This window comes from Candidatus Ozemobacteraceae bacterium (genome assembly GCA_035373905.1).
Lineage (GTDB): Bacteria > Muiribacteriota > Ozemobacteria > Ozemobacterales > Ozemobacteraceae > MWAR01.
On sequence record DAOSOK010000023.1, the window covers coordinates 46,342 to 72,748 of the forward strand.

26 protein-coding genes and 2 pseudogenes are annotated in these 26,407 nt (G+C 61.8%); 20 read left to right on the forward strand and 8 right to left on the reverse strand.

What is annotated here, in order from left to right; all coding sequences use genetic code 11:
* Positions 1-40: 40 nt before the first annotated feature.
* From PLU72_12425 to PLU72_12450, 6 genes are read left to right on the forward strand one after another with little or no spacing between them, the layout of a single operon-like run.
* A complete protein-coding gene (locus tag PLU72_12425; GenBank protein HOT28984.1) occupies positions 41-907 on the forward strand; it encodes a hypothetical protein in 867 nt (288 codons plus the stop codon).
* A gap of 12 nt (positions 908-919) precedes the next feature.
* Positions 920-2,386 (forward strand): ATP-binding protein, encoded by a 1,467-nt coding sequence (locus tag PLU72_12430; GenBank protein ID HOT28985.1) that lies wholly within the window; start codon positions 920-922, stop codon positions 2,384-2,386.
* The gene (locus tag PLU72_12435; GenBank protein HOT28986.1) at positions 2,383-2,832 is read left to right on the forward strand and encodes a response regulator; all 450 of its coding nucleotides are present in this window, start codon (positions 2,383-2,385) and stop codon (positions 2,830-2,832) included. The genes PLU72_12430 and PLU72_12435 overlap by 4 nt, the downstream gene beginning before the upstream one ends.
* Entirely contained in the window at positions 2,829-4,775 is a 1,947-nt protein-coding gene (locus PLU72_12440) for a response regulator (GenBank protein ID HOT28987.1), read from the forward strand. The genes PLU72_12435 and PLU72_12440 overlap by 4 nt, the downstream gene beginning before the upstream one ends.
* A 60-nt stretch (positions 4,776-4,835) precedes the next feature.
* Entirely contained in the window at positions 4,836-5,729 is an 894-nt protein-coding gene (gene xerD, locus PLU72_12445) for a site-specific tyrosine recombinase XerD (GenBank protein HOT28988.1), read from the forward strand.
* Positions 5,726-9,265: a hypothetical protein gene (locus tag PLU72_12450; GenBank protein ID HOT28989.1), complete on the forward strand. Its 3,540-nt coding sequence runs from the start codon at positions 5,726-5,728 to the stop codon at positions 9,263-9,265. The genes xerD and PLU72_12450 overlap by 4 nt, the downstream gene beginning before the upstream one ends.
* Positions 9,266-10,863: 1,598 nt before the next feature.
* On the opposite strand, the gene PLU72_12455 is transcribed toward PLU72_12450, so the two are convergent.
* The 5 genes from PLU72_12455 to PLU72_12475 form a co-directional block, all read right to left on the reverse strand.
* Complete coding sequence (locus PLU72_12455; protein HOT28990.1) at positions 10,864-11,289, reverse strand: hypothetical protein; 426 nt, start codon at positions 11,287-11,289, stop codon at positions 10,864-10,866.
* Complete coding sequence (locus PLU72_12460) at positions 11,274-11,477, reverse strand: hypothetical protein (protein ID HOT28991.1); 204 nt, start codon at positions 11,475-11,477, stop codon at positions 11,274-11,276. The genes PLU72_12455 and PLU72_12460 overlap by 16 nt, the downstream gene beginning before the upstream one ends.
* Before the next feature lie 75 nt (positions 11,478-11,552).
* Positions 11,553-11,807, reverse strand: coding sequence for a hypothetical protein (locus PLU72_12465; protein HOT28992.1), 255 nt, complete (start codon positions 11,805-11,807; stop codon positions 11,553-11,555).
* Between the two features lie 260 nt (positions 11,808-12,067).
* A complete protein-coding gene (locus PLU72_12470) occupies positions 12,068-12,235 on the reverse strand; it encodes a hypothetical protein (GenBank protein HOT28993.1) in 168 nt (55 codons plus the stop codon).
* 30 nt (positions 12,236-12,265) lie between these two features.
* Positions 12,266-12,409, reverse strand: a complete 144-nt coding sequence (locus PLU72_12475) for a hypothetical protein (GenBank protein ID HOT28994.1) — start codon at positions 12,407-12,409, stop codon at positions 12,266-12,268.
* Between the two features lie 137 nt (positions 12,410-12,546).
* Between PLU72_12475 and PLU72_12480 the strand changes: the two genes are divergently transcribed.
* From PLU72_12480 to PLU72_12500, 5 genes and pseudogenes are all read left to right on the forward strand, one after another.
* Positions 12,547-12,846 carry a ribbon-helix-helix domain-containing protein gene (locus PLU72_12480; GenBank protein HOT28995.1) on the forward strand — a complete coding sequence of 100 codons (300 nt, stop codon included), beginning with the start codon at positions 12,547-12,549 and terminating at the stop codon, positions 12,844-12,846.
* A complete protein-coding gene (locus PLU72_12485) occupies positions 12,846-13,349 on the forward strand; it encodes a hypothetical protein (GenBank protein ID HOT28996.1) in 504 nt (167 codons plus the stop codon). The genes PLU72_12480 and PLU72_12485 overlap by 1 nt, the downstream gene beginning before the upstream one ends.
* 15 nt (positions 13,350-13,364) lie before the next feature.
* Positions 13,365-13,703: pseudogene (locus PLU72_12490) on the forward strand (50S ribosome-binding protein YggL).
* Positions 13,704-14,109: 406 nt separating this feature from the next.
* On the forward strand, positions 14,110-14,661 hold the full coding sequence (locus PLU72_12495) for a hypothetical protein (GenBank protein ID HOT28997.1): 552 nt from the start codon (positions 14,110-14,112) through the stop codon (positions 14,659-14,661).
* A 17-nt stretch (positions 14,662-14,678) separates the two neighbouring features.
* Complete coding sequence (locus PLU72_12500) at positions 14,679-15,377, forward strand: ankyrin repeat domain-containing protein (protein ID HOT28998.1); 699 nt, start codon at positions 14,679-14,681, stop codon at positions 15,375-15,377.
* 194 nt (positions 15,378-15,571) lie between these two features.
* On the opposite strand, the gene PLU72_12505 is transcribed toward PLU72_12500, so the two are convergent.
* Together PLU72_12505 and PLU72_12510 are read right to left on the reverse strand one after the other, a co-directional pair.
* Positions 15,572-16,504 (reverse strand): hypothetical protein, encoded by a 933-nt coding sequence (locus tag PLU72_12505; GenBank protein HOT28999.1) that lies wholly within the window; start codon positions 16,502-16,504, stop codon positions 15,572-15,574.
* Positions 16,494-17,888: a tetratricopeptide repeat protein gene (locus PLU72_12510; GenBank protein ID HOT29000.1), complete on the reverse strand. Its 1,395-nt coding sequence runs from the start codon at positions 17,886-17,888 to the stop codon at positions 16,494-16,496. Before PLU72_12510 ends, PLU72_12505 begins: the two co-directional genes overlap by 11 nt.
* 125 nt (positions 17,889-18,013) lie before the next feature.
* On the opposite strand from PLU72_12510, the gene PLU72_12515 reads away from it, so the two are divergent.
* Together PLU72_12515 and PLU72_12520 are read left to right on the forward strand one after the other, a co-directional pair.
* Positions 18,014-18,490 carry a thioredoxin family protein gene (locus PLU72_12515; protein ID HOT29001.1) on the forward strand — a complete coding sequence of 159 codons (477 nt, stop codon included), beginning with the start codon at positions 18,014-18,016 and terminating at the stop codon, positions 18,488-18,490.
* A gap of 34 nt (positions 18,491-18,524) precedes the next feature.
* On the forward strand, positions 18,525-19,520 hold the full coding sequence (locus tag PLU72_12520) for a hypothetical protein (protein ID HOT29002.1): 996 nt from the start codon (positions 18,525-18,527) through the stop codon (positions 19,518-19,520).
* Between the two features lie 142 nt (positions 19,521-19,662).
* Here PLU72_12520 and PLU72_12525 read toward each other — a convergent pair whose 3' ends face one another.
* Positions 19,663-21,180 carry a carbon starvation CstA family protein gene (locus PLU72_12525; GenBank protein HOT29003.1) on the reverse strand — a complete coding sequence of 506 codons (1,518 nt, stop codon included), beginning with the start codon at positions 21,178-21,180 and terminating at the stop codon, positions 19,663-19,665.
* A gap of 203 nt (positions 21,181-21,383) precedes the next feature.
* Between PLU72_12525 and PLU72_12530 the strand changes: the two genes are divergently transcribed.
* The 7 genes and pseudogenes from PLU72_12530 (at position 21,384) to PLU72_12560 (ending at position 26,357) form a co-directional block, all read left to right on the forward strand.
* Positions 21,384-22,169, forward strand: a complete 786-nt coding sequence (locus PLU72_12530; GenBank protein ID HOT29004.1) for a type III pantothenate kinase — start codon at positions 21,384-21,386, stop codon at positions 22,167-22,169.
* On the forward strand, positions 22,166-22,972 hold the full coding sequence (locus PLU72_12535) for a DUF2520 domain-containing protein (protein ID HOT29005.1): 807 nt from the start codon (positions 22,166-22,168) through the stop codon (positions 22,970-22,972). Before PLU72_12530 ends, PLU72_12535 begins: the two co-directional genes overlap by 4 nt.
* 17 nt (positions 22,973-22,989) lie before the next feature.
* Positions 22,990-23,769: pseudogene (panB, locus tag PLU72_12540) on the forward strand (3-methyl-2-oxobutanoate hydroxymethyltransferase).
* Positions 23,770-23,787: 18 nt separating this feature from the next.
* Entirely contained in the window at positions 23,788-24,717 is a 930-nt protein-coding gene (panC, locus tag PLU72_12545) for a pantoate--beta-alanine ligase (protein ID HOT29006.1), read from the forward strand.
* Complete coding sequence (locus tag PLU72_12550) at positions 24,714-25,076, forward strand: aspartate 1-decarboxylase (GenBank protein ID HOT29007.1); 363 nt, start codon at positions 24,714-24,716, stop codon at positions 25,074-25,076. Before panC ends, PLU72_12550 begins: the two co-directional genes overlap by 4 nt.
* The gene (locus PLU72_12555) at positions 25,073-25,627 is read left to right on the forward strand and encodes a flavoprotein (GenBank protein HOT29008.1); all 555 of its coding nucleotides are present in this window, start codon (positions 25,073-25,075) and stop codon (positions 25,625-25,627) included. Before PLU72_12550 ends, PLU72_12555 begins: the two co-directional genes overlap by 4 nt.
* The gene (locus tag PLU72_12560) at positions 25,617-26,357 is read left to right on the forward strand and encodes a phosphopantothenoylcysteine decarboxylase (GenBank protein HOT29009.1); all 741 of its coding nucleotides are present in this window, start codon (positions 25,617-25,619) and stop codon (positions 26,355-26,357) included. The genes PLU72_12555 and PLU72_12560 overlap by 11 nt, the downstream gene beginning before the upstream one ends.
* Positions 26,358-26,407: the final 50 nt, after the last annotated feature.

Genomic DNA, 26,407 nt, shown 5'->3' on the forward strand with positions numbered 1-26,407 from the left:
CGAAGACCCCGACATCGCCATGAAGATACGAAGGCATCGCATGCCGTGCCCGCTCACGACGGTGCTGCTGGCGTTCGCGCTTGCGTTCGCGACGCTGCTTCCCTGTCGAGCCGAACCGGAGGTCTGGGCGTTTTTCCGATCCGATGTTCCCCTGTATCTCGCGATCGTTCAGCAGCTGGAGACCCGACTCAAGCGGCAGTTCGTGAGCTGCCCGGTCGAGAAAACGACCTCGAGTTTCATCGACAGCCGCTCCCCGAGCATCGTCATCGCGTTCGGCGAGGCCGGGCTGAAACGGGCTCTCACCATGACCTGGAACGTGCCGATCCTGTCCGTGTTCGACGGCGATGAGGGGCATGATTCCAGGGTCGTTCCGATCGAGATCTCTCAACCGCATCATCTCCAGGTCAGGACCCTGAAGAAGCTGAATCCCGGCCTGAAAACGATCTGGTATCCCTATGCCGGAGAGGATTTCAAACCCGCGCCGACTCTCGAAAAAGCCGCCCAAGAGGATGGTGTGAATCTGGTCGTGAACCGACTCCAGGATCCCCGGTCGCTTCCCGAGGCCCTTCGTGCCCTGGATGCCTCGACCGTCGCGACGATCCTGCCGCCCGACCCTGGGCTGATGAACGATGCGGTGACGCGGCCGATCATGCTAGCGGCGTTCCGTTCCCAGTCGGTCATTGTCGGATTTTCCGAAGGGCTCGTGAAGAAAGGCGCGGGGTTCGCCTACATACTCACACCGGAACGGCTGGCGGCCTGGCTGGACGACGTCGTCACGAAATACGACCGCCGCTCTCCCGTGAGGAAATTCGAAAACTGGAGCCTGATCCTGAACGCGACGATTCTCGACAAGCTGCGTCTGTCGCCTCCCGCCGACGTGCGGAACGCGGCAGACAAGGTGTTCTGAGGAACAGGCCGTATGTCATCGCTTCGAATCAGAATTCTCGTCGCCTTTCTCGTGGCCATGGTTCTTCTCGAGGCGGGCCTGGGGCTCTGGCATTACAGGCACATGCGATGGCTGCTGGAAACGCGCTTCGAACTGTCGGCCCGAACCTTCGCGGCGCAGATCGCCCGGCAGGCGGTTCCCTCGGTGTTCGCCGAAGACGTGGACCAGCTTCAGGCGCTGGCGACCCAGGCGTCGGATATTCCCTCCCTCGATTTCATCAGCTTCAGGAACGAAGTCGGAGCGACGATTTTTTCGGCGATCATACCGTCATCGACCCGGAACGGACCGAACATGGTTCCCCTCATCCCCAGGGATCAAGCGACTTCGTCCATGTTCCTGAATGTCATGAACGGCCTGATCGCCCAGGAGCCGGTGGTTTTGACGAGCTTTGCACCGGAAGACGCCGGCGCATCCTCGACCCGATTCATCGGAAGCGTTATCCTTGGCTTCTCGAGGGGCGAAATCGAGCAGCAGTTGTTCGCTACGAAACGCATTCTCGTCCTGTCGGGCGTCTTCTTCGCGTTCGTGGCGCTGCTGATGACGATTCTGCTCGAACGCTGGGTGACGACGCCGCTGATCCATCTCATCGAAAAGATCCGCGATATCGCCAAGGGCGATCTCTCGATCAGGGTGAACGTGCCCGATACGACGGGCGAGATCAACATTCTGTGTCATTCGGTCAACCAGATGGCCGACGCCCTCCAGGACCACACCTCGACGCTCGAACAGCGGGTGCAGGACCGCACCGTGCAGCTCGAGTCGGCGAACCAGGAACTGGAAGCCTTCGCCTACTCGGTTTCGCACGATCTGCGGGCGCCCCTGCGCGGCATCGACGGCTGGAGCCTGGCCCTGCTCGAAGACTGCGCCGACAAGCTCGACGAGCAGGGAAAACAGTATCTTGGCCGCGTCAGGAGCGAAACCCAGCGGATGGGCCAGCTGATCGACGAGCTGCTGCAGCTTTCCAGGGTGACCCGGTCGCCGTTCCAGCCGAGAGACGTGGACTTGGCCGCGCTGGCGTACCGCATCGCGGACCGGCTGACGGAAAGCAGTCCCGGTCGTACGCTGACGTTCCGGATCGAGCGCGAGATGGTTGCACGGGGTGATCCGGCGCTTCTCGAAATTGCCTTAACAAATCTGTTCGAAAATGCGGTAAAATTCACCGGTCCATGTTCTGATGCACAGATCGAATTCGGCCGCGTCGTCGTCGACGGGAAACCGGCATTCTCGGTGCGGGACAACGGGGTCGGGTTCGATATGGCATACTATTCAAAGCTGTTCGGGGCGTTCCAGCGCCTGCACAAGGCGTCGGAGTTCCCCGGCACGGGAATCGGCCTCGCCACGGTCGCACGCATCATTCACCGCCATGGAGGACGCGTCTGGGCCTCTTCTGAACTGGGAAAAGGCGCTTCTTTCCAATTCACCCTCGAGGAAAAAGCATGAAACAGAAAACGATTCTTCTCGTCGAAGACAATCAGAACGACATCGGCCTGACGCAGCGCGCGTTCGAAAAATGCCGGATCTACAACGATCTCATCGTCAAGGAAGACGGCCAGGAGGCTCTCGATTTTCTTTTCGGCAAGGATGGCAAGCCGGGCGCCGCGGACAACATCCTTCCGATGCTGGTCATGCTCGATCTGAAGCTGCCGCGCATCGACGGCCTCGAGGTGCTGCGGCGGATCCGGGCAGACGTGCGCACCCATCGCATGCCCGTGGTCATCCTGACATCATCCAAGGAAGAGGAGGACGTGGCGGCCAGTTACGACCTGGGCGCGAACAGCTACATCCGCAAGCCGGTTGATTTCCAGCAGTTCGCCCAGGCGGTCCAGAACCTCGGATTATACTGGTTGGTATTGAACGAGCCGCCGCCCACGATCAAGAAGGGATGACCATTCTTCACTGCCTTCAGATCGAAGATTCGGAAAGCGATGCCGAGCTGATTCTCCGGCTTCTGCGCAAATCCGGGTTCGACGTCGACGGCGAGCGGGTGGAGACGGCCGAAGCGTTCAGGGCCGCCCTTCCCGTCAGGCAGTGGGACATCATCATCGCCGATTACCAGCTTCCCTCCTTCGACGCGCCGGCCGCGCTCGCGATGATCAGGGAAGTCGGTCTCGACATTCCCTGCATCGTCGTTTCGGGGATGATGGGCGAAGAGATCGCCGTCCGGATGATGAAGGATGGAGCGGCCGACTACATCACCAAGAACAGCCTTTCCCGCCTTCCCCCGGCCGTCGAACGCGAACTGCGCGAGGCGGAGATGCGGCGGGAACGGCGTAGGGCCGTCGTCGAGCTGGCCGAGGAGCGGGAACGCCTGCTCGTGACGCTCCGCAGTATCGGCGAAGGCGTCATCACCGCCGACGTGCACGGTTTCACGACGATGGTCAACCCTGTCGGCGAGCGGCTGATCGGCATGACGGCCGACGAAGCCCGCGGCCGGCCCGTCTCCGATATTTTTCGGCTGCAGATGCGCGGAAACGACGCTCCATGCTCCGATCCGGTGCAACGGGTGCTCGAATCCGACAGTGCCCGCGAACTGAGCCGCGTGGCCCTTTTGATCGATGTCCAGGGCAACGAACTGCCGATCACCTTCACCGCCTCGCCGCTCCTCGATGCCGAAAAACAGATCGTCGGAGCCGTTCTCGTGTTCCGCGACTTGTCGCGCGAGCAGAAGATTCACGAGATTCTTCAGAACGCCGACAAGCTCCAGTCGATCGGCGTGCTCGCCGGCGGGATCGCCCACGATTTCAACAATCTCCTCAGCGGCATCTTCTGCAACATCGAGATGGCGAAGCTGTGCTGCAAGAACGGCGACTCGAGGAAAGCCGTCGAGCGGCTGGGGGCGGCGCTCGACGTGTTCTCGCGCGCCAAGGATCTGACGCGCCAGCTGCTGACCTTCGCCAAGGGCGGCAAGCCCGTGCAGAAGACGATGTCGATCGAGCCGATCCTGCGGCGCTCCTCGACGTTCATGCTCAGCGGCTCGAACGTCTCGTGCGACATGCGCCTGCAGGAGGGCCTGTGGCTCTGCCACATCGACGAGAACCAGATCGCCCAGGCCGTCGACAACATCATCCTCAACGCCCGTCAGGCGATGCCGAAAGGCGGCCAGATCACCATCACCGCGGAAAACGTCCCGGCCGGCTCGCCGGGGCTGCCCGGCGTCGATCTCGGCGACACGGTCCGCGTTTCCATCCGCGACACCGGCCCGGGCATCGACCCGAAGGCGCGCGCCCGCATCTTCGACCCGTTCTTCACGACGAAATCCGCCGGCAGCGGGCTGGGCCTTTCCATCGTCTTCTCGATCATGAAGCGGCACGGCGGCTTCGTCGATCTCGAATCGCAGCCCGGCGAGGGGGCGGCGTTCATCCTCTACCTGCCGCGCGCCCAGTCGGATCGGAAAGCCTCGGGAAAGCGCCAGGCCGTTGTCGACATGAAATCCCCGCTGGGCGGCGGGAGAATTCTCGTCATGGACGACGAGCCGTTCATGCGTGACATCTGTCGCGAACTTCTCGAGGATGGCGGGTTTGCCGTGACCTGCGCGGCGAACGGCGACGAGGCGATCGACCTGTTCCGGAGCGATCATCAGAAGGGCGTTACCTACATCGCTGCGATTCTCGATCTGACCGTTCCGGGCGGCAAGGGCGGCATCGAGGCGCTCGCCGAGCTTCGCGCCATCGATCCCGACATCTGCGCCATCGCCTCGAGCGGATACTCGAACGACCCGGTCATGGCCCAGCCGGCGAAATACGGCTTCGCGAGATGTCTTCCCAAGCCCTTCAAGATGGAGGAGCTGTTCGCCGCGATCCGCTGCTGCGCCGCCCTGCGCCCTTCGTGAATCGCGCGTTTGCGCCGATATCTGATCTACAGGTGTTTTCAGATATGAGGAGCGCAAACCTTGTCCGAACTGCTGGAGCAGTATCTGGCCTATTTGTCCGTGGAGAAAGGCCTCAGGCCTAAGTCTCTCGAGGCATACCGCCGGGACCTGCTCGACTACCTGAAGTTCCTTCAGGACAAAGGCCGCCGACCCGAAGAGCCGGGCGCGGACGGCCCCCTCGCGCTGTTCATGGCCCACCTGCACGACCGGGGGCTCCAGCCGCGTTCCGTCGCCCGCAAGGCGTCGACGCTGCGGGGGTTCTACCGGTTCCTGCGCCGCGAAAACAAGATCGCCGTCGATCCGACGCGCATTCTCGAGCCTCCCCGCGTGGGACGGCCGCTCCCGAAAGTTCTCAGCATCGCCGAGGTCGAGGCGATGATCGCCGCCCCCGCGACCGGCACCCCTCTCGGCCTGCGCGACCGCGCGATCCTTGAAATCCTGTATGCGACCGGCATCCGCGAATCCGAGCTCATCGCGCTCGAGCTCGGAAGCATCAACCGCGAGGGCCGGTTCGTGCACGTGGTCGGAAAGGGCGGCCGCGAGCGGATCGTGCCGGTCGGCAGTTTCGCCCTTCAGGCGGTCGACGCGTACCTGCGCGACGGCCGCCACAAGCTGCTCGGCGGCAACATCACCGAGCGGACGTTGTTTCTGAACCCTTTCGGCGGGCCGCTTTCCCGGATGGGCCTGTGGAAGATCGTCCGAAAATACGCGGTGGCGGCCGGCATCGCCCGGCAGGTCTCGCCGCACGTGCTCCGCCACTCGTGCGCGACCCACATGCTCGAGGGCGGCGCCAGCATCATCGCGGTGCAGGAGATGCTCGGCCACGTCGATGTCTCGACGACCCAGATCTACACGCACCTCACCGGGCAGGATCTGAAGCGGATCCACGGCGAAGCCCACCCGAGGGGCCGATGATGCGCACCCGCATGCGGCTTCTCCTGCCGCTCTTCCTCATCGCCGCCGCCGCCGCCTCGGCCGACCTGGGCCCGGCCGGAATCCCGGCGGGCGTCGCGCCAGCTCCATCCGTCGCCGCGCCGGCGACGCCGCCTGTCGTTTCTCCCGCCCCAACCGGGCCAGCACGGCCGGCGCCGGTGTTTTCGAACGCCGTCAGCCCGGTCGCGGTCGTTCTTCCCGCCCCGGCATCGTCCGCGGTCCCGGATCTTGCCGTGACGGCGAGCCCGCCGGTGGAAACCGTGGCCTCTCCCCCGGAAAAAGCCGGGCTCAAACCGACTGTTTGTTCCGTCACCGTCGCGATCGTCGAACCCCCGATCGAAAACGGGATCAGTATATATCAACAGTTATGTAAAACATTTTCATATATAAAACATACGATTTATTCCGGGGTCGATCGGCTGGCGGTGGTATCCGTGCCGATAGAGAACGTCGCATCGGCAGCCGCAGATATCCCGCAGTCGGCGATGGCGACAGGGTCGATCACGTTGGCGGCAGAGGCTGGGGCAGTGAACCCGGCCGGCGAATTCCCGTTGTCACCCGAACGACAGGGGGTGTCGGAGACGATGCTGGCGGCCGGAACCACGGTCGACACGGCGGCGACGGAAGCGTCGCTGGTTCCTGTCAGCGCCGCCACCGTCGATCTGGTGACGCCTGCCGAAACGTTCAGATTCAAAGCCTGGAAATCGCCCGAAACGGCGAAGACGTTTTTTGCGGCGAAACTCCCGGTGCTCGATCCGACGATGTTTCGTCCGGCGAGTTCGACGGGACGGATCAAGCTGCCGCCGCACCACCCACGGCTTCCGGTGTCCAGTCCGTCGACGCCGAAGATTCCGGCGGCCTCCGACCCGGCGCTGATTCCCTTCTCGACGAAACCGAAGCCCGTTCCGGCGAAGCCGCCGACGCCGGATGAAATCGCGGTCGCGCTGCAGAGCCAGCCCGGTCTCGCCGCGCTTCCGCCCTCGCCTTTCCCCGACCGGGTGCCGGGGGAGGAAGACGCCGAGGAGCGGAAGCTGAACATCTCGGGCACCAAGACGTTCGAAATGAAGAAGGCCGACGTGAAGGGCGATCTCGGCCACTTCTCGACGGAAAACTACGACTCGATCCCCGGCTTCCATCTCGATCAGAGCATGCACCTGGAGATCGACGGCAACATCACGAAGAGCGCGAAAGTCTCGGCGGTTCTCGACGACAAGGAAGACGAGGACCGCCGCTTCACCATCAACCTCGACGGCCCCGTCTGGGACCTCACGATGGGCGATTTCCCGCTCGGCCTCGCCGACACCGAGTTCCAGCTCTTCCGCAAGGAGGTGCGGGGTCTCATGGCGCAGGGCGCGGTTACGGAAAACCTGCAGGCGATGTTCCTGTATTCCCAGTCGAAGGGCCGCGCACGGCGCGAGCAGTTCCGCGGAGCCGGCCAGCAGCAGGAGTTCCGGCTCGCCGTTCAGCCCATGGTGCAGAATTCCGAAAAGGTGACGATCGACGGCCGGCTCATGACGCGCGGCAGCGACTACCTCGTCGATTACGAGGACGGCGTGATCAAGTTCCTGCCGCACGTGCTGCCGATCGAGGTGACGAGCTGGATCGTCATCGAATACGAGGTCAACGACAGCAAGATGGCGTTCAAGCGCAACCTGTACGGCACCCGGCTGCTGTCGAAACACGGGGAAGGGCGCCGGCTCGGCCTTTCGTGGCTGCGCGAGCTCGACAGCGACACCCCGAAGTCCGAAACCGGCTCGTCGACGGTGAAGCCGATGCAGCACGACCTGATCGGCTTCGACGGCGACTGGCGGCTGACCGACGCCTTGAGCCTCTCGGGGGAGACGGCGCTTTCGCTGTACGACCCGAACCGGCTCTCCGACACCGCCTCGTCGGACCGCACGATCGCCGACCACGCGATGCGGCTCCAGCTGCGGGCCAAGACGCAGACGCTGACCGGCGATCTCGGCTTCCGGCGCGTCGGGAAGGATTTCCGGATGGTCGGCCGCGAGGGCGGCGTGACCGAACTCGGCGAGCGCGGCCTTGCCAGCGACATCATGAAGGGAAGCGGCCGCCTGACCTGGCAGGCCCGGCCGAAACTTCAGCTGTTCGCCGGCCTCGAGTCGTCGAAGACGAACCTGTCGAACGACCCGGCCGTCTCGCGCATCGAGTTCCGCGACCTGAACGGCGGCGCGGCCTATTCCTACAGGGACAGGTCGCGTGTCGAGGCTCGATACGGACTCCAGACAGACGAAGAGCGCCTGCGGGGCCCGGTGACGGATCGCGACAAGGGCGTCGGCGCCGTCGTGTGGGACCATGAGTTCGGGCCGGTGTTCGCGCAGAGCAAGATCGAGCACACGACCTACGACGACGGGGTGAACGCCGCTTCGGGTTCGCGCATCCTGAACGTATCGACCAGCATCGGCAGCGATCGCGACAAGAAGCTGACCTGGACGGCCGGCGCGTCGCGCGTGACGCTCGACGACGACATCGATCTCAACGAGGAGCGGTCGGATACCCGGAACTACACGCTCGATCTCAATTACGAGCCGTCCCGGGCGCTCAATGCCCGCGGCATTCTCGAGTGGCGCACCGAGGACGACCTGCTGGTCAACTCGCGCCAGACGGGGCAGATCGCCGATTCCCGCATCCGGTACCAGCCGAACCGCGACTGGACGAGCCAGTTCAAATATAAAGTAGAAAATACATCGAAGGTTATACGCGACGCCTCGCTCGATCCGAGGCGATACGTCGTGCCCACCAGCCTGCCGCTGTCCGAAGACGAGAAGGACCAGGTGCTCACGCGGTTCGAAAACCCGGTGCAGAAGTCGACGTCCAACTTCACGACCTCATGGCGCGCGGGCGAGAAGGTCGAGACCACGTTCGACTGGAAGCGGCGAGACCTGAAGGACCGGGCGAGCCGGCTGCTCGTTTCCCTCAATGACCGGAAATCCTACGAGGTGCGGTACACGCCGCTGCGCAAGCTGAAGCTGACGGGCGAATACGAGGACGGCGAGATGCGGGCGGCGGCGTCGGGAAGCAAGCTGCTCGACACGGTTCGCCGGTTCCAGGTCAGGAACGAGTTTTTCGAGGGGTATATCATCGACATGCTCTGGGAGGACCTCGATGAAAACGATATCTACGCCGACTCGAACGACAAGCGCACGACCGGCAAGGCGGTCGATTTTCAGCGGATCTTCTCTGCGCGGGCGACACTCGAGGCCGGCGTGCAGCGCAACGTGATCCGGTCATTCCAGCCGAGCAAGGAGTGGGAGACGCGGGCCGCGTTCGTGCTCACCCCCTCGGCCAGAAACCAGCGGTACCGCCTGTTTGTCACCAACAAGCAGATCGACTCGGCAAAGCCCGGCACGCATCGGGAAGGCGGGCTGAGTTTTTCCCAGTTCATCGGGAGCGACAGCATGGTCGAAGGCGAGGTGAAGCGGGTCGAGTCGACCGCCGGCCTCCTCGGAAACGGCTACGAAGGCACCGTCGCCAACGCCAAGATGATCATCTCCTTCTGATCCAACACCGCCACCACAGTGACACAGAAGCTCAGAGGTTTTTCTTGCGTTATCCCCCCGCATATCGCCTGTAGGGGCGGGTTTGAAACCCGCCCTTCCATCGCACCAACGTGAGGAAATAGCTTTTTCCACGACGGCAGGGGCGCTTCGCGAAGCGCCTCAATGCCACATGAACCTAACCCTCCGGATCGCAACACGATGCGCCCGGAAGGCATCCGGTATGGATGGTGGCATTCCCTGAAAACCTGTCTACCACACATTCTCCAACGGAGACAGACAAAAAGAGACAAGAAAAGATAAAAAGTATTTGACAGGTAGGGGATCTTTAAATATATTAGGTTTACTGAGTGACTGATTCTTTGACAAGCGAACTGGTAGCCGCAAGGCGTATACTTTCGGGCTCCGGCCGGTCCTTGAAACGGGTGTCCGAAGCGGGTTTTCTATCGTTCGGTGACGTTCGTGCCAAACCCAAGGGGAAACAATAACCCAGGTATCCCACAGGTCCTCACCGAAAGCATACGTCAGAAGGCAAAAACTTCAAGAGGGGAGGACATCCCTCACCGGATGTCCATCGTCGTCCGCAGAAGAACCCTGCAGCGGGTCCGAACCGCATGAGGGGGTGGTGAACCCAGGGCGGTCGATCGAGCAAAACCCTGAAGGAGAGAAGGCCACGAGAGCTGCTTCGCCCTTGGTGAGTGAAATCGTCGAGTGTTCTCGAAGCGCGCGTGATCGGGAGTAAAGCTCCAGGATAGGCCCAAGTCCAAGATGGAAGCCGGCTGTTTTCGGACAGCGAGGTGCCTGGTGGTGATGTGATCGAAGTGGGTAAGACCCTTCGGTCGGGCGGGTGGTGCCGCCGGCAACACCAGGAAGGAAACCATGAAGGACAGGTAACGATGAAGGAGCAAGGGTCTGGAAAACGGTATCCATATCGATCACGAGTCAAGCTCTGAAGGCCCCAACCCTAGGAGTGCCTGCGGGGTGGAATAAACCCGCGAGCCGTCCAAGATGGTATCTCTGTCAGGAGGTTGAGAAAGCCTGCAGATGGAGAGCGTCGGGCCTGAAAACCCGGTCGTCCCGTCCGACGGTGATGGCGCTGAAAGGGACAAAACCCAGGGAGATTCCGGCAGTCCGGCCGGTGTCGACCGATGATCAAACCTTGAAGTCGGCTGAAGCTCACAAGAGGATGTCTAACACTTGCAATCGCGGGTGTTGTGGCTGTGTCGAGGGCCTCGAGGACGTCGAAACGTCTGAGGCTTGGCGTAATCAATGCGCGTCATAGCGCAGCCATTCCAAAACTCTATAGAGCAGGTAACGACAAGAAGGGATGAAACGTGGCGGTAACGTTGCGTTTCCATCGTCGGCCTATTTGATCTCCAGTAGGGAAAGCCAGTTCGCACTGATCTCTGATGAGGTCACTCAGTCTTTTTAGCTCATTTTTCGCCCCGCACAGAGTGCGGGGCGTTTTTGTTTCCTCCGCATTTCCTGTGGGAACTCGGCGTCTTCACCAACCTTCTCATGGATTGCCGCTGTGATCACGGTGCTCTGGCATGGTGTGGGATGTCTTGTCAGCCTGCATCACGAGGTATGGCAGGACGACGTCAGGGGCGCCCCCATTCGAGATGGCGGATTTTTGGAATACCGCCTTCATCCGAGACGATCACGGTCACTGCTTCGGCGAAATCCGACCCGGAGATGGAAATATATGCCCATCCCCTGTCTTCCGGTTGGCGGTCAGGCCAGGAATCCAGAAATTCCGAATGCCCATCGACCTTTGCCGGCTCCGATCCGTAGGAGGTCATCTCTTCATATTGCCGTGCGAGCTTGTCAGGGTTCCAGATTTTCTGTTGCTTCACGGTCAGCAGGGCGTGCGCATCCGGGTATCGGTGTTCGGTGAGGGCCTGGGCAAACCTGGTACCCGTCTCGAGTGTGACCCGCCTGTTGTCGCTCGAGAAACATCCAAGCGGGAGGGCGATGGCACAGCAGGCGGCGAACATCATCAGGCGGCGGATTACGCGCCCGAGCATCGAGGCTTGCAATCGAAGCGTACTGTGAGTTTGTCAGCGTCGCACTCCCCGATGCCGACATCGGTCGTTGCGTCGGAAAGATGATCGATGACGGTGTCTTCAAGCCCTCCGTCAACGAGGTAGGAAAAGAACTTCCCGGCCATTTCCTCGGCCCGTTTCCCTTCGAACGTGATCGTGACCTTCTTCATGGAATCTCCCTTCATGAAAAAATATCTAAAATATAAATATTACCATATAAAGGCATGGAGCACTCCGAGCGACTGTCAGTGCTGTGGCGGTGCGGCGGAGGGATCGACGGCTTGTTCGGAGTCACGAAACACCCGGGTGTTCACGGATTCAAACTTCAGAGCCGTTTCGAAAATACTGGCAGCTTCCTCATCCAGTTTCTGCCGGCCGAGTTTGATTCCTTTTTTCAGAAGCTCCGCCACGGACTCAGCCTGAACGGGCCCCGTGCTGGCCACGGTCAGGTCAGAAGTGATTACGCCAGCCATCACCTGCTTTCCGCTGCTTCTCTGCATACGATCCTCCTGAACGGTTGAAGCCGTATCCGTGATGATACATCCGGTCAGGATGCGCTGCGAAGAACATTCTTGGATGAAAGCGCACCCCCCATCACCGCGGGGCCGGCGATGGGGGGTGTATTTTGAGGGGGACTTATTGATTCCTGCATGACAAAAGCCAATTTCATGCTCCCGTTCGTGCCGAGCCTGTTGAAGCACGAGAGGCCATCGCTCTTCGACAAGCTCAGGGCGAACGGGTGGCTTTCATTCTGCAGGGCTCAATGGAACCAGGTCTTCTGCAGGGCGGTGACGGCTTCGTTTGCGGCCTTGATGAGGGCTTCGGCGGAGATGTTGCTGCCGACGGCGCCGATCATCCACTGGCGTGGGGTGAGGTTCCCCTGCTTGCAGATCCGTTCCATTTCCTGGCCGATGTTCTTGCCTCGCATGAATTCGTCGATTTGATAGCTGATGATATATCAGAGGGGATAATCGCTCAGATACAACGGGTAGGCGAGCATGTGCGAGTAGATGCCGAGCACTGTGCTGTCCTTGATGCCGAAGACCGGCGCGTAATAGGCGTTCCAGACGTCTTTCGCGATCGTGATGACCGCTTCCTTCAACTGGGCCGGGGTTGCCTCGGGGTGCTAGTACAACCAGCGCCAGAAGCGCAGATCGACCAGCGAGACGCCGGCGATCTCGTAGGCCGACCAGAACGTGTCGAGGGTGTTGGTCGACATGTTTGCATGTTTTCTAAATCATGCAATCATTCTTATTGAGACCGGAATTTCGTTTGCAAGGGGGGATTTCCATGAAAACGCTTACGTTGCGCCTGACGGATGAAATGCACAAGGAACTGAAGGTCCTGTCCGCCTCCACCGGAATTGCTATGTCCGATCTTCTCATGAAAGCCGTTCAGATCATTACGAAACAAAAAGGAATAGAGGAAACGACCTTTGCCGAGGCCTTCGAGAAGTCTCTGTCATCTGCCGAGGAAAAAGAGATCCGGCGCTATACCAGAAAACAGCTCGATGAATTTGCCGGGGAAGATCGTATCTGATGCCGATTCCCTTGCGATTGTTTCTTGATGCCTGCATCCTGGTCACTGCCGCGAACTCTCCAGAGGGCGGAAGCGCTCGCCTTCTGAATATCGCGGCTGAAAGCAAGGTCCGGCTTTCCGCAACCCGTCTCGTCATGCACGATGCCAAGGTCAATATCAATGATCTTCTCGGCCGGCCTTTATGGGTCTGGTTTTGCCGTATCATCGGGCCCTTGCGCCTGTCGCTGTGCGATTCTCCAACCGCCGCTGAAAAGGCCAGGTGGGCGAAGCTTACTTTCCCGAAAGATACGCACGTCTTGGCCGGCACCATCAAGGCAAAAGCCGACATTCTCATTTCTCTCGATCGGCGCCATATTCTGAACCAGTCGGTTCAGGAGGCATTTCCCATCCCGATCATGTCTCCCGGCGAATTCCTTCAAAAATATGGTTTTGTTGAGCCCAGACCGACTGACCACCCCCCGAAAAAACGGCCGCTCACGGAATCGGTGCACAAAAAAAGGTGACCAATGAATCGACGAATGCGGAAAAAACGCCATGTCGGGGAATACCAGAAACTCGCTTTCTATCTGCGTTTCCGAGTGAAGCCTGACGCGAAAGACCTGGATTATATGGGCTTCTGGGAATAATTCATCCTCGATGCCGTCGAAGCGAATCTGCTCGGCTATGGCGGCGGTTCCGGAGAATACTGGGATGGCTTCGTAGACCGCATGGATAATCGTTCTCGCGGGAAACGGTGCGGCTCGGTCACCTCTCAACAGCATGCCGCATTGTCCGCCTGGCTGACCGCCCACCCTCGGGTTTATGACTTGTATGTGGGTCCGCTGATCGACGGCTGGTACGGCCCTTTTGAAAAGTGACGATGTGCGAGAACTGTTCTCCAACTTCACTACTTGCCGCCGGCCTTCCCCCTCAAACTATGACATTTATGGGCTTCCCCAACCCCCCCGCCCGGAGCCGGGACAGCAGGTAGCGCGGCCCCGGACGGGCCACCCGACCGGGAACGCCGCGCCCAGGAACATTTCAACGGTAGCGGCCCGCCCAGGAGCCCGGATCGTAGGCCGCTCTCTATTTTCCTTTCCCCGCCCATCCGGCCTGCTCCGGGAGATGCTTACCGGCTTTTCGTTCGTCCGGTCGTGCTTTTTGGCTTGCGCCAAAAAGCAGGGGTGAGGCTTGGCTCCGGGGGCTCCATTGAAAGTTGTTCCTTGGCGGGTAATTTGGTAAAATGCTCAAAAAGATTCATTTGGAGGAGGCCTGTTTGTTGTCATGAAACAGCGTTCAGTCCGGGTTATCCTAACGTTCTTCCCATTGTTCTTGCTGGGGACGTTCCTTCTCGCGGCCCAACCGGAAACACCTTTGGTCTTTTCTCTGGAACTCTTGTTAAATGGCTCGTCCACATACATCCCAGGTTCATTATCCTCTAAGAATGATGCCAATCCCAAAAATAGGATGTTTCCAAATTACCCGACCGGCGAAACTCTCCATTGCGATATCACCCTGGAAATCTACTTCGTAGGTGGGACCTCATCTGTGGAACCTTCAAAGCGTTTATCTGTGTCTTGCCGCCTTCCGCCCCCAGGTTTGGGCCTCAACGGTATCCCAATGGCCATCGAGGAACTTAGACGAGCCCGAGCCTTGCTGTGGGAAGAGGCAAAGAAGATCATCTATGAATATGAAAAAAAACCAAAGGTAGATTGGGTTCGGCTAAAAAAGGTGGAATATCAAACAAACAAAACGGAACCCATCTTCACAACATCCTTTATCCGGACTAATATCTCCGGCGCGCCAGGGCATACTTCTATTCCGTCTGATTTTTAATAGTTGGAGGCGAAAGAATGAAATCTCCCTCAAAGCTATGGTTGATTCTCCTATCCTTCCTTTTCCTCGGAGTCTTGGGGTATACCCAGGAAGTAGAAAAGGGCGCTAATACCCCGCCTTTGATCCTGCTCATTCAGAACAACAGTAACCTCCAGATGATAAAAAATTTCGTTGCCAAACACCCTGCAAGCGTTGCTCTGCCAAAAGCGGATCAGGTAGGAAAGAACCTAGGCACTCCCCTGCATCATGCCTGTTTTGGTGGCCGAAAAGAGATAATTGCCTTTCTGTTGTCGGTTGGGGCTGATCCAAATTGCCGTGACTCAGCAGATAAAACGCCCTTCCATTCAGCGGCAGTGACTACTGACCCGGAAACTCTTCAGTTACTAATCAGACACGGCGCGGACATCAACGCCAGATCTTATGGTCGAATCTCTCCAGTCTTGGAAATATTCTCCGCAGTCGGTTTTGAAAGAACAGATCAAGATGCCATTATGGAAGAGAACCTCCGTTTTCTCCTCCCCATCTCTAACCTTACCGACGAGGACGTCTCGACAATGATCGACTTTACTAAAGCCATCAAGGACATTTCACCTTCAACGGTGATTCAATCCCGTCGGCGCAAGCTGTTGATCGTCAAACAATTTCTTGATGACAAAGTTCGGGGGAACGAAGCATTGAATGAATTCATTGCTTCGCTCGATAGAACAAAAAAATAAGGTAGAAGTTTTCAGGCCCCACCCCCAGCCGGAAAACCATATACGCCAGATTTGGGCCTGCTTCCTGTCCGGTGTACTGCTGGTGTGTATCAGACGCACCAGAGGTACACCGTTTGAGTTCCGGGGACGTGATACCGAACTCTCAGAGTTCGGTATCACGTCCCCGGAACTCCGGAACTCGGAACTCAAGCGATTCAGGGATGGAGGTCGGCGAGTGTCGCGATGTTGTCGAACGCGGCCACGCCGAGCGAGGCCGGGAAGAATACGTAGAGCGATCCTCCGCGCATGCAGATCATGGGCAGGGAGGTCTCGATCAGGACCTGGAACGTGTCGCCTGCGAGATACCCGACGCCGCGCGTGGTCGAAACGAGAAGACCCTTGCGCGGGTGGAGCGCCACGCCGGTGATGGGGTGCGGCACGAGCGCGGGAAGCGGCGTCGCCTGGCCGGTGCCCGGAACCACCTCGTAGACTCTGCGGCCGGCGGCGACGAAGACCTGCGAATCGGTTCCGGCGACGCCGGCGATCTCGCCTTCGATCTCGAGAATCTTTTCGAACCCCTTGGTGAGGCCGCCTTTTTTTATCCGGTACAGCTCGTTCTTGCCGCCGGGACGCGATACGGCGATGAACAGGGTGTCGCCCGCGCCGGCGAACAGCCGCCCGTAGAGCGCGGGGAGCTGGGCGATCGCCTGAAACGGAACGACCGGGAGATCGGCCGTCGTGTCGGCCGTCGGGGCCGGCGCGGTGAGGAAGCCGAACTTGGTGACCGTGGAGACGATCATGGCGCCGTTGTCGAGATGGACGAAGCCGGTGAAGGGCGTCGACGTTTTTGCCCGGAAGCCGTTGGCCGGGCTGACGATGCGGCGGTCGTCGAAGCCGATCCAGGGCCGGCCGTTCGCATCGACCGAAAAACGCATCTCGGGAATGCGAAGCCGCGCGTCTTCGGCGGCCGTGTGGCTCATCGGCGGCTGCACCCACCGCACGACGATCGGGCAGGAAGCCGGGATGGCGACCGTCGTGTTCAGCAGTGCCTCGGTTCCGGTCTGGTCCTGGGCGGCCAGGGGAGAGACGCCGGCGAGAGCGAGAATGAGAATGGTCATTGATATATAAGAAGAAAAATTACTTTTCATCGGGTCCTCCAATCCATTCCATGACGGCCTTCTGTCCGGTGGTCATCTCGCTTTTCAGAGAGTTCCAGAACTCCTTGCGGTCGAAGGTACCGCCAACGGCTCTCGTCGAGTCCTCCATGAACTTGTTCAGGGCCGTGAACGCGGTGTTCGAATAGATCCGGCCGCCGTCTACGGCGAAGGACGCGCGGGGCATTCCCAGCTTGCCGATCACGATGTCGACGATCTCCTTGATGGCTCCGGGGGTGTTGCCGGCGGACACTTCGGCCGAGACCTTGCCCAGGGCGAGCACGTTCTCGTATTTCCCGGCGATCTCGGGCGGGAGAGCGTTCTCGGCGAACTTCTCACCCAGCATCTCGGCTCCCTGGCCGGCGCGCTCGGCGTTGAAGCGGGCGAGCATCATTTCGAGGTCCTTGTTTTCCCCGTAATACGGCTCCTGCGAGGTTGCCGGCGTCTGGTCCCGGCCGATTGCCGCCGCTTTTCCGCCCGTTATCAGCTTGTCCAGCACGGGAATGTCGAGCTGGAGGCCTTCACGATCTTTTTCGGACAGATCGTCGCGGGTGATGGCCTGCACCCAGGTGTTCACGTATTTCGCCATCAGCGTGTCGAGATTCTGGATCGATCCGCTCTTCCGGAGCGCGTCGATGCGGGACTTGATGTCGCGCAGGACCGATCGCGTCGTGGCGGCCGACACGAACGGATCCGCCTGCGCCGTCACGACCGGTGCCGGCCTGGGGCGCGGGGTGGAGGGCCTCAGTTGGGGCGGCAGAGGCGGGACGGCGGCTTGTTTCCGGGCGGCTTCGCGTTGTCTTTCGCGGCGTCGCTGGTCCCGGGCTCGATCTTCCCGGTGATCCGCCAGCGCCCGCTCAGCCTTCGCGAGCCTGTCACGAAGGGAAGCGTCATTCGGCGTGTGGTTGAGAGCGCGCTTGTAATATTTAACGGCGTCTCGGTAGTTCCCTTTGCTGTAGGCCCGGTCGGCCCGAGACCCGATCTCGGCCGCCTTCTGGACCGGATCGACCGGTTTCGGCGTGAGCCAGCTGAATATGCCGCCGAACGGGACACCGCTGCCGCCGTTGTCGGAACTGCCCGAACCGCTTTCGTAGCTCGGGCTGGAGGAGCTCGAGCCGCTCGATGAATCGGAGCCGCTGTATGAGCTCGAACTGCCGTCGTAGCCAGAGTTCCCGGAACTGCTTCCGGAATCCGAACTTCCTGAAGAGTCGTATCCCGAGGATGGTTCCACGGGAGTGGGCGGCGGGGGTTCCGGCACGTTGCCGGGCTGGCCGCCGATCTCAATGAGCTGGTCATATGCGCCTGCCCCGGCTTCGCGTGCCTCACTGAGCGTCAGAACCAGGAGAAGGACTGGAATCATCAGATACGATCGTTTCATGCAAACCCTCCGAACGGGAAGTGAGACTGTGATACCACAGGAACGGTTTTCTCCGAAAGCGGATTGAGTCTTCTCTGTGATACCCTTGAAACCAATACCCCAAGTACCGTCCGGGAGCATAAAACATGAAACGTATCGTACGGCTTTTCTTCGTTGTAATTGCGATCTTCTGGAGCCTCGCGCCTTCGAATGCCGCTGAGACCGGCTCGGGGGAGGCTGCGATCGATCGCGCATGCGCGGCGGCGGCGGCAAACCGCACGCTGGTGTTGGTAAAGTTCGGCGCGGAATGGTGCCCCTGGTGTCGCGACATGGACAAGATCTTTCGCGACCCGGTGATGGCAGAAGCTCTCAAAAAATTTGAGTTCGTCGACCTCGACGTGGGCAAGCGAAGCATCGTCGACGGGAAGAAACGCTACGAGCGGCATTACGACCTGATGATGCGATACGCGCGCAAGGCGTTCATCCCCCAGTTGTTCATTCTCGACAAGAAAGGTCGCCTCGTGGCGCGCCTCAACCCCGTCGATTACGAGCGGACATCCGGCCCCGAAGGGAACGATCCGGAAAAGCTCGCGAGAATTCTCAGCCGCTACAGGCTTCCGTAACCGACGAGTCTGGCATCTGAAAGGAACGGATCTGATGAAGAAGACGCTCTTCGCCGCCGCAGTTTCCGCAACGCTCGTTTTATGCCAGGCCCCAATCCGGGCCGCCGCGCCGGCTCTTCCCCCGGCAGGAGCGCAGAGGGCGCCGTTCGAGATTCCAACGATGCATGCGATGAACTCGAAGACGGCGATGACGCGCATCGAAAAAGGATTTTTCGACCAGGTCTACCGCGGCTTCGGAACGCGAAAAGCCGACCGGATCGGCCGCGACGAGCTGCTCGGTTTCCATTTCCTGCTCGATACCGATTGCCAGTCGCACGGATTGCGTTCGCTCATCAAAAAGCACGAGATGGCTGGCCGCCCGCCGGCCGAGGCCCTGGACCTGGCGCGCAGAGAGCACGTCCAGGTGCTTCGGCAGACGTTCGCGAAGCTCGAATCGCTCAAAAACCTGTTTGAGAACTACAACGGCAAGGCCGAGATGCTCGAGAAAACAGGCGTGCCCGACCCCGAGTCGCACTTCATCTTCACCTCGCCGAACCTGGGCGTCGCGAAGTTTTACGGCCCGATCGTGCTCGTCATCGAAGAGACGCGGCCGCGAGGCATGGATCTGAACAGCATCGCGCGCGACTCGAAATACTATTCGATTGCGCGGTTTCTGAAAAATTTGGCCGAGTTCCAGTTCCGGTCGATCCTGTCCGACTACGTCGCAGACCGCGACGAATACGTTCTGCCGTCCTACATCACGCCGGACGACGTGAAAGGTCTGATCGTGCATGAGCCGTCGCCCGTCGTCATCGCGAACCGTGTCGTCATCCCGCCCCCGGCCGTTCGCCGCGTCTATCGGAAGCATTTTAGGCAGGGCGCGATGACGATCGACGTCCTCGACGGAAAGGACCGGCTGATCGCCCGCCTCTCCGCGAGCCCGTCCGCTGCAACTATAGATGAATCTATAGAACGCTCGCCCGAAAAGCTTCCCGACGATATCGCCGAAGCCTGGAAGAGCTACGTCGAAAAACTCCGCCGACGCCGGTAATTCGCTGAAGGACTTGCAACCGTTCGGGCTGAGCCTGTCGAAGCACGAGTGGCACCTGCCTCATCCTTCGACAGGCTCAGGGGGAGCGGTATGTGCCTGGCAGGAACCGATACCCGGGATACAACGGTGATCTGGGACGTTTTCAGGCGGCCTGGGGGCGGGACCGGGCGTTGGCGAGGGCCAGGCAGAACAGGGTGAAGGCGATGCTCAGCGCGTATCCCGGCAGGGGCCCGAGGCCGAAGCCGAGCTTCGCGTTCGTGAGAATGAACGCGGACGCGACGACGCTCATGAAGACGGCCGGGATCAGCGTGATCCAGGAATTGCGGCCCAGCCGGCGCAGATAAACGGTGCAGGCCCAGAGGGTGAAGACCGCGAGCGTCTGGTTGAGCCAGGCGAAATACCGCCAGACGACGCCGAAGTCGATCGTGCAGAGCCAGCCGCCGATCAGGAACAGCGGCAGGGACAGCATGATCCGGTTCAGGAACGGCTTCTGGTTCAGGCCGGTCAGTTCGGCGAGGATCAGGCGCGCCGACCGGAACGCCGTGTCGCCCGTCGTCACCGGGAGGGCGACGACGCCGAGCAGGACGAGAACCATGCCCCAGTGGCCGAGCGTGTTGCCCACGGCCCGCACGACGACGACCGCGTCGCCGGCCGGGCCGAGCATCTTCTGGAGTTCGACGGTCGAGCCGTGGCAGATGGCGATGGCGGCCGCGGCCCAGACGAGGGCGATGAACGTCTCGGTCAGCATGGCCCCGAAGAAGACGCGGCGGGCGAAGCCCTCGCCGGTGACCGTGCGCGCCATCATGGGCGACTGGGTCGCGTGAAACCCCGAGATCGCGCCGCAGGCGACGGTGATCATCATGACGGGCCAGATCGGCGTGCCGGCCGGGTGCAGGTTCTCGAGAGTCAGTTCCGGGATCGCCCAGGCGCCGGAAAACATCCGGTACACGATCAGCACGACCATCAGGATCAACGCCAGGCCGAAGACCGGGTAGACGCGCCCGATCAGCTTGTCGATGGGAAGCAGGGTCGCGAGCAGGTAATACGTGAAGATCAGGACGGACCAGAACATCGGCGATGCCAGCCAGGCGGCCTGAGCGGCCGGCGTCGCCGACGTGCCAGAAGCGGTGCGCGCGAAGGGGTCCTCGAGCTGGGCTCCCGAGGCGGGCGCGGTTGCCGTTTCGACCGACGCCGGGACGTTCATGTCGGCGAGGATTTTGGCCGGACCCATCACGAAGACGGCGCCGACCATCACGAGCAGCACCATCACCAGCAGGATCATCACGCGTTTCGGACCGCTTCCCAGATACGTGCCGATGATTTCCGGAAGCCCCGCGCCGTTCGAGCGCAGTGATATATAACCAGCGATATAGTCATGGACGGCGCCGATGAAGATGCCGCCGAAGACGATCCAGAGAAAAACGACGGGGCCCCACAGCGCACCGGCGATCGCGCCGAAGATCGGGCCCAGGCCGGCGATGTTCAGCAGCTGGATGAGAAAGACGCGCGGCCAGGGCATCGGGATGTAATCCACACCGTCCTGGTTCTCGATGGCGGGAACCTGACGGGTCCGGTCGATGCCCAGGGTCCGGTCGAGATACGCGCCGTAGACGAAATACGCAACGACGAGAAGAAGCGAGGAAACGCAAAACGTGATCATGAGTCTGCCTCCACGGCCTATTGTCCGCCCGGCGTCGCGGACTGTCGATCCGATTCCCGGCCGGATTTCGGCCAGGACATCCCGATTTCGATCGCTATTGTGACGCAGGGCGTGAAAAACTGCAAATCATGCCGGTATGCATCACGGCTTGATGTTTCCTTCATCCCGGTATAAGATTCGCCCGCGAGAGGAGAGAGGCGACCATGGAACTGATCGTGGATCTCGGCAACACGGATATCGTTTTCGGCCTGCGAAGGGGCGGAGAGATCCTGTCCCCGTTCCGGATGTCCTCGGTGTCTCCGAAAACGGCCGACGAGATCGGCGTTTTCGTTCTCCAGATGCTCGGCCAGCATGGCGTCCAGCCGTCGCAGATCACCGGCGTTACGGTCTGCTCCGTCGTTCCCGACCATCTGGCCCAGGCCGTGAGATTCGCCGAGGAGTATCTCGGGCACAAACCCGTCGTGATCCACACGGGCATGGCCGCGCCCGTCCGGGTGACGGTCGATGTGCCGGCCGAACTCGGAACGGACCGGTTCGCCAACGCCGTCGCCGGCTTCGTGAAATTCGGCGGCCCGCTGATCGTCGTCGACTTCGGCTCCGCCACCACGATCACCGCAGTCACCGCCGCCGGGGAACTGGTGGGCGGAACGATCATGCCGGGCCTGAAGACCTCGGCCCAGGCGCTTTCCGTCAAAGCCGCGCGCCTGCCGTTCATCCCGCTGACGGCGCCGGAGACGTTCCTGGGAAAAAACACGCTGGCCGCGATGCAGTCGGGCATCGTTCACGGCCATGCCGGCGCCGTTTCCCACCTCGTGGCAGGCCTGCGGGGCGAACCCGGGTTGTCGGGCGCGAAGGTCGTGGCGACGGGCGGGCTGTCGGCCCTGCTTTCTCCGCTCTGCCCGTGTATCGACTCGGTCGAACCCCTGCTGACGCTCGAAGGGATCGGCATCCTGGGCGAAATGGCCGCCGCCGATCGGGGCGGCCGGTGAGCATCGGCGTCGGCATCATCGGAACGGGACGGCTTGCGGCCGCTCTCGTTCCGTATCTTCTCGGGAAGGGAGTCCCCGTTTCCGGGATCTGGGGCCGGAACGCCGCCGAGGCGCACCGGATCGCCGTTGCGCACGCCGTATCGATCAGTGCCGGGCCGGGCGATCTTGCCGGCCGGAGCAAAATAATACTTCTTGCTATAAATGATGACGCGCTGACATCCGTCGCCGGACTGCTGGCGGAGTTTCCGCTCTCCGGCCGTGCCGTGGTCCATGCAAGCGGCTGCCGGGGCCTGGATGTGCTCGAGCCGGTGAAGCGGGCGGGCGGGATCGCGGCCTGCGTTCACCCGCTCATGACCATCGTCAACGAGCCGGGCGAACCGAACCCCCTCGAGGGGGCTCCCTGCGGGGTGGCCTGCCGGAACCGCCGCTGGAGGCGGCTCCTGACGGCGTGGCTTGCCCGCGCGGGGAATGCGCCGTTTCCCCTTGCCGAAGACGACCGGCCGCTTTATCATGCTGCGGCGGTCCTGGCGTGCGCCGGTCTCTCTCAACTGGTCGCCACGGCTTCCGGCATCATGGCAGACGGCCTGGGCGTCCCGGTTTCCGAGGCCCGGCGCCTGCTGATGCCGCTGGCGCGCAGGACGCTGGACCTGGCGGGCCGGCCCGATCCGGTTCCCTGCACGGGGCCCTGGACCCGGGGGGATGCGCAGACGGCCGGGATGCATCTCGCGGCCCTGCGGCGAAGGCCCGGCAAGGCGTCAGCCCTCTACGAGGCGCTGATGGACCTCGCGAAGGAAAACACCTGAAGAAAGGCGGGCGAACCATGTTCGATCTCAACCGCTGGTTTGAAATGAAACGCTCCGGTCAGCCGATCGCGGCGATCACGTCGTATGACACCCCCACCACGCAAGCCATCGACGAGGCCGGCGTCGATATGATCCTGGTGGGAGACTCGGTCGGGATGGCCGTCCTGGGCTACGAGACCACGACCCGCGTCAGCATGGAGGACATGAAACACCACGTGCGCGCGGTCGCGCAGGCGAAGCCCCGCGCCCCGGTCGTCGCCGACATGCCGTTCCTCAGCTATGGCATAACGATAGCGGAAACGATACATAACGCGCACGAACTGCTTCTTGCCGGTGCGCAGGCGGTGAAGTGCGAAGGCGGCAAGAAGATCGCCGAGCACGTGCGGGCGCTCGTCGACAACGGCATTCCGGTCGTCGGGCACATCGGGCTCAGCCCCCAGAAGATCCTGCAGCTCGGCACCTACCGCGTCGCCGGCTCGTCGCGGGAAGAGGCCGACGGGGTGATGGAAGACGCGCGGCTCCTCGACGGGCTCGGCGTGGCCGCCATCGTGCTCGAATGCGTTCCCGAGAAACTCGGTGCCGAGATCACGAAGGCCGTGCGGGCTCCGACCGTCGGGATCGGCGCGGGCAGATACACCGACGGCCAGATCCTCGTCATTCACGACATTCTCGGCATGGTCGATCCGGGCATGCCGCTTCAGCGGTTCGTCCGCAGGTATGCCGACATGTATCCGCAGGTCGTTTCGGCGGTGCGGCGGTATGCCGACGAGGTGCGCCGCAGGGAGTTTCCGACCGCGAAGAACGTCTACGCGGCGATGGATGCTTCCGCAGGCGCGATCTACGCGACATCCGGAAGCGGCTCGCCAGCACCGGCATCGGCGACGCCCGTCAGGGCGCGCAACATCCCTGAGTTGAAAGCTGCGCTGGCGGCCCGGAGGACGAACGGCCCCGTGGGCTTCGTTCCGACGATGGGCGCCCTGCACGCCGGCCATGTTTCCCTGGTCGACCGGGCCCGGGCCGAGTGCGCGACGGTCGTTGCCTCGATCTACGTCAATCCGACGCAGTTCGGCCCGACGGAAGACCTTTCGAAATACCCGCGCGACCTCGAGGGCGACATCGCCAAGCTGGCTTCCGCCGGCTGCGACATCGTCTTCTTCCCCGACGACGCGGTGATGTATCCGGCCGGCGAGATGACGCGGGTCACGGTGAGCGGAAGCATCACCGAGGGCCTGTGCGGCGCTTCCCGGCCGGGGCATTTCACCGGCGTGGCCACGATCGTGCTGAAACTGCTGAATCTCGTGAAGCCTGACCGCGCCTACTTCGGCGAGAAAGACGCCCAGCAGTTGCGGGTCATCAGGCGGATGGCGGCCGATCTGTTTCTCGAGACCGAGATCGTCGGCTGTCCGATCGTGCGGGAGGCCGACGGGCTGGCGATGAGCTCGCGGAACGTCTACCTGACGGCGAAGGAACGAAAGATCGCCCCTGAATTATATCGAATGTTATGTGATGCGAAGTCGCTCGTCGAGTCGGGCGAGCGCGACCCAGGCAAAGTCGAGGAGTTCATGGCGCGCCGCGTCGCGGCCCTGAAGGCCGCCGAGCTCGATTACGCGTCTGCGGTCGACGGCGCGACGCTGGCAAAGCCCAGAAAACTGGCGGGAGACGTTCTTTTGCTGGTGGCCGCCCGATTCGGCAGGGCGCGCCTGATCGACAACATGCAGGTCACCGTCCCGGAGGCGAAACGATGATGCTCACGATGCTCAAGGGAAAGATCCATCGCGCGACCGTGACCGATGCCTGCCTCGATTACGTCGGCAGCATCACGCTCGACGAGGACCTCATGAAGGCCGCCGGACTTCTGGAATACGAGCAGGTCGACGTGCTGGACATCAACAACGGCGCCCGGTTCACGACCTACGTGATCAGGGGCGAGGCCGGGTCGGGCACGGTCTGCCTGAACGGCGCGGCGGCGCGCCTCGTGATGCCGAACGACAAGGTGATCATCGTGGCCTACGCCGGAATGACGCCCGACGAGGCGGCGGCTCACGAGCCGAAGATCGTCCTGGTCGACGGGAAGAACCGGATCGTCGAGGGGGCCCGCGGATGAAAAAGCGCGTTCTGATCGTCGTCACGGGGGGAATCGCGGCATACAAGTGCGCCGACGTCGTGCGCCGCCTGAAGAAGGCGGGCAAAGAGGTGCGGGTCGTGATGACGGCCGCGGCGACCTCGTTCGTCGGCCCGCTCACGTTCCATACGCTTTCCGGAAACGCGGTCGGTCTCGACATGTTCGAGGACCGGCGGCCGCTCGACCCCATCGAGCACATCTCGTTCGCGAAGTGGGGCGATCTGGTCGTGGTGTGTCCCGCCACCGCGAACTTCCTGGCGAAAATGGCCCACGGGCTGGCTGACGACCTGGCCTCGGCGACGGTGCTGGCCTCGCGCGCGCCCGTGATCGCCTGCCCGGCGATGAACGACGGCATGTGGGACAACCCGGCGACCCGCGCGAACGTCGAACTGCTGAAAAGCCGCGGCGTGACCATGGTCGGGCCGGCTTCCGGCTCGCTCGCCTGCGACACCGAGGGCGTCGGCCGGATGGCCGAGCGGGAAACAATCGTAAAAGAAATATTGAAAGCGCTGGACGGCGGCCGTGCGGGGTAAGATCGTCGTCACCGCCGGCGGAACGCGAGAGCCGCTGGACCGCGTGCGCGTCATCAGCAACTGTTCGACCGGCGCCATGGGCGCCGCGATCGTCGATGCCCTGGCGGAACAGGGGTATGACGTGATCTGGATCCACGGACACGGCAGCATTCGCCCTCACGCCGCCTGCGCGGAGATCACCGTCGACACGGTCGCCTCGGTCGAGGCGGCGCTGCGGAAGACGTGTGCGGATTCTGAGGTGAAGGCCGTGGTTCACGCGATGGCCGTCTCGGATTACCGGTCGGCGCGGCCGCTGACTCCCGCCGACCTGTTCCGGCACATCGCCGGGGCGGCGGATGAGGCGGATGTCGAGCGACGGCTGATGAAACTCGCCGATGAAGCGCCTCCCATCGCGGGCAAGCTTCCCTCGGACAAACCGTGGCTGCCGCTGCTTGTACCCACCGCAAAGCTTCTGGACCATCTGCGGAGCTGGAGCGCGAATCCCGATCTGGCAATCGTCTCGTTCAAGCTGACCGTCGGCCGTTCCGAAGCGGAGTTGCTCGACATCGCCCGGGCGCAGCTCGAGCGGAGCGCTTCGAACCTGGTCGTGGCGAACGATCTCGAGATGTTCGAGGGCCGCGACCACGTCGCGTGGCTGGTTGACCGGAACGGCGCCGACGGCCCGATCGCCGGCCGGGAACGCATCGCACATCGCATCGCCGCTCGTGTCGGGCAGCTGCTTTCCGCGTGACGGACAGTCCCGCGCTTTTTTCCTGAAGCGACGTGGGCTGAGTGAGCGGC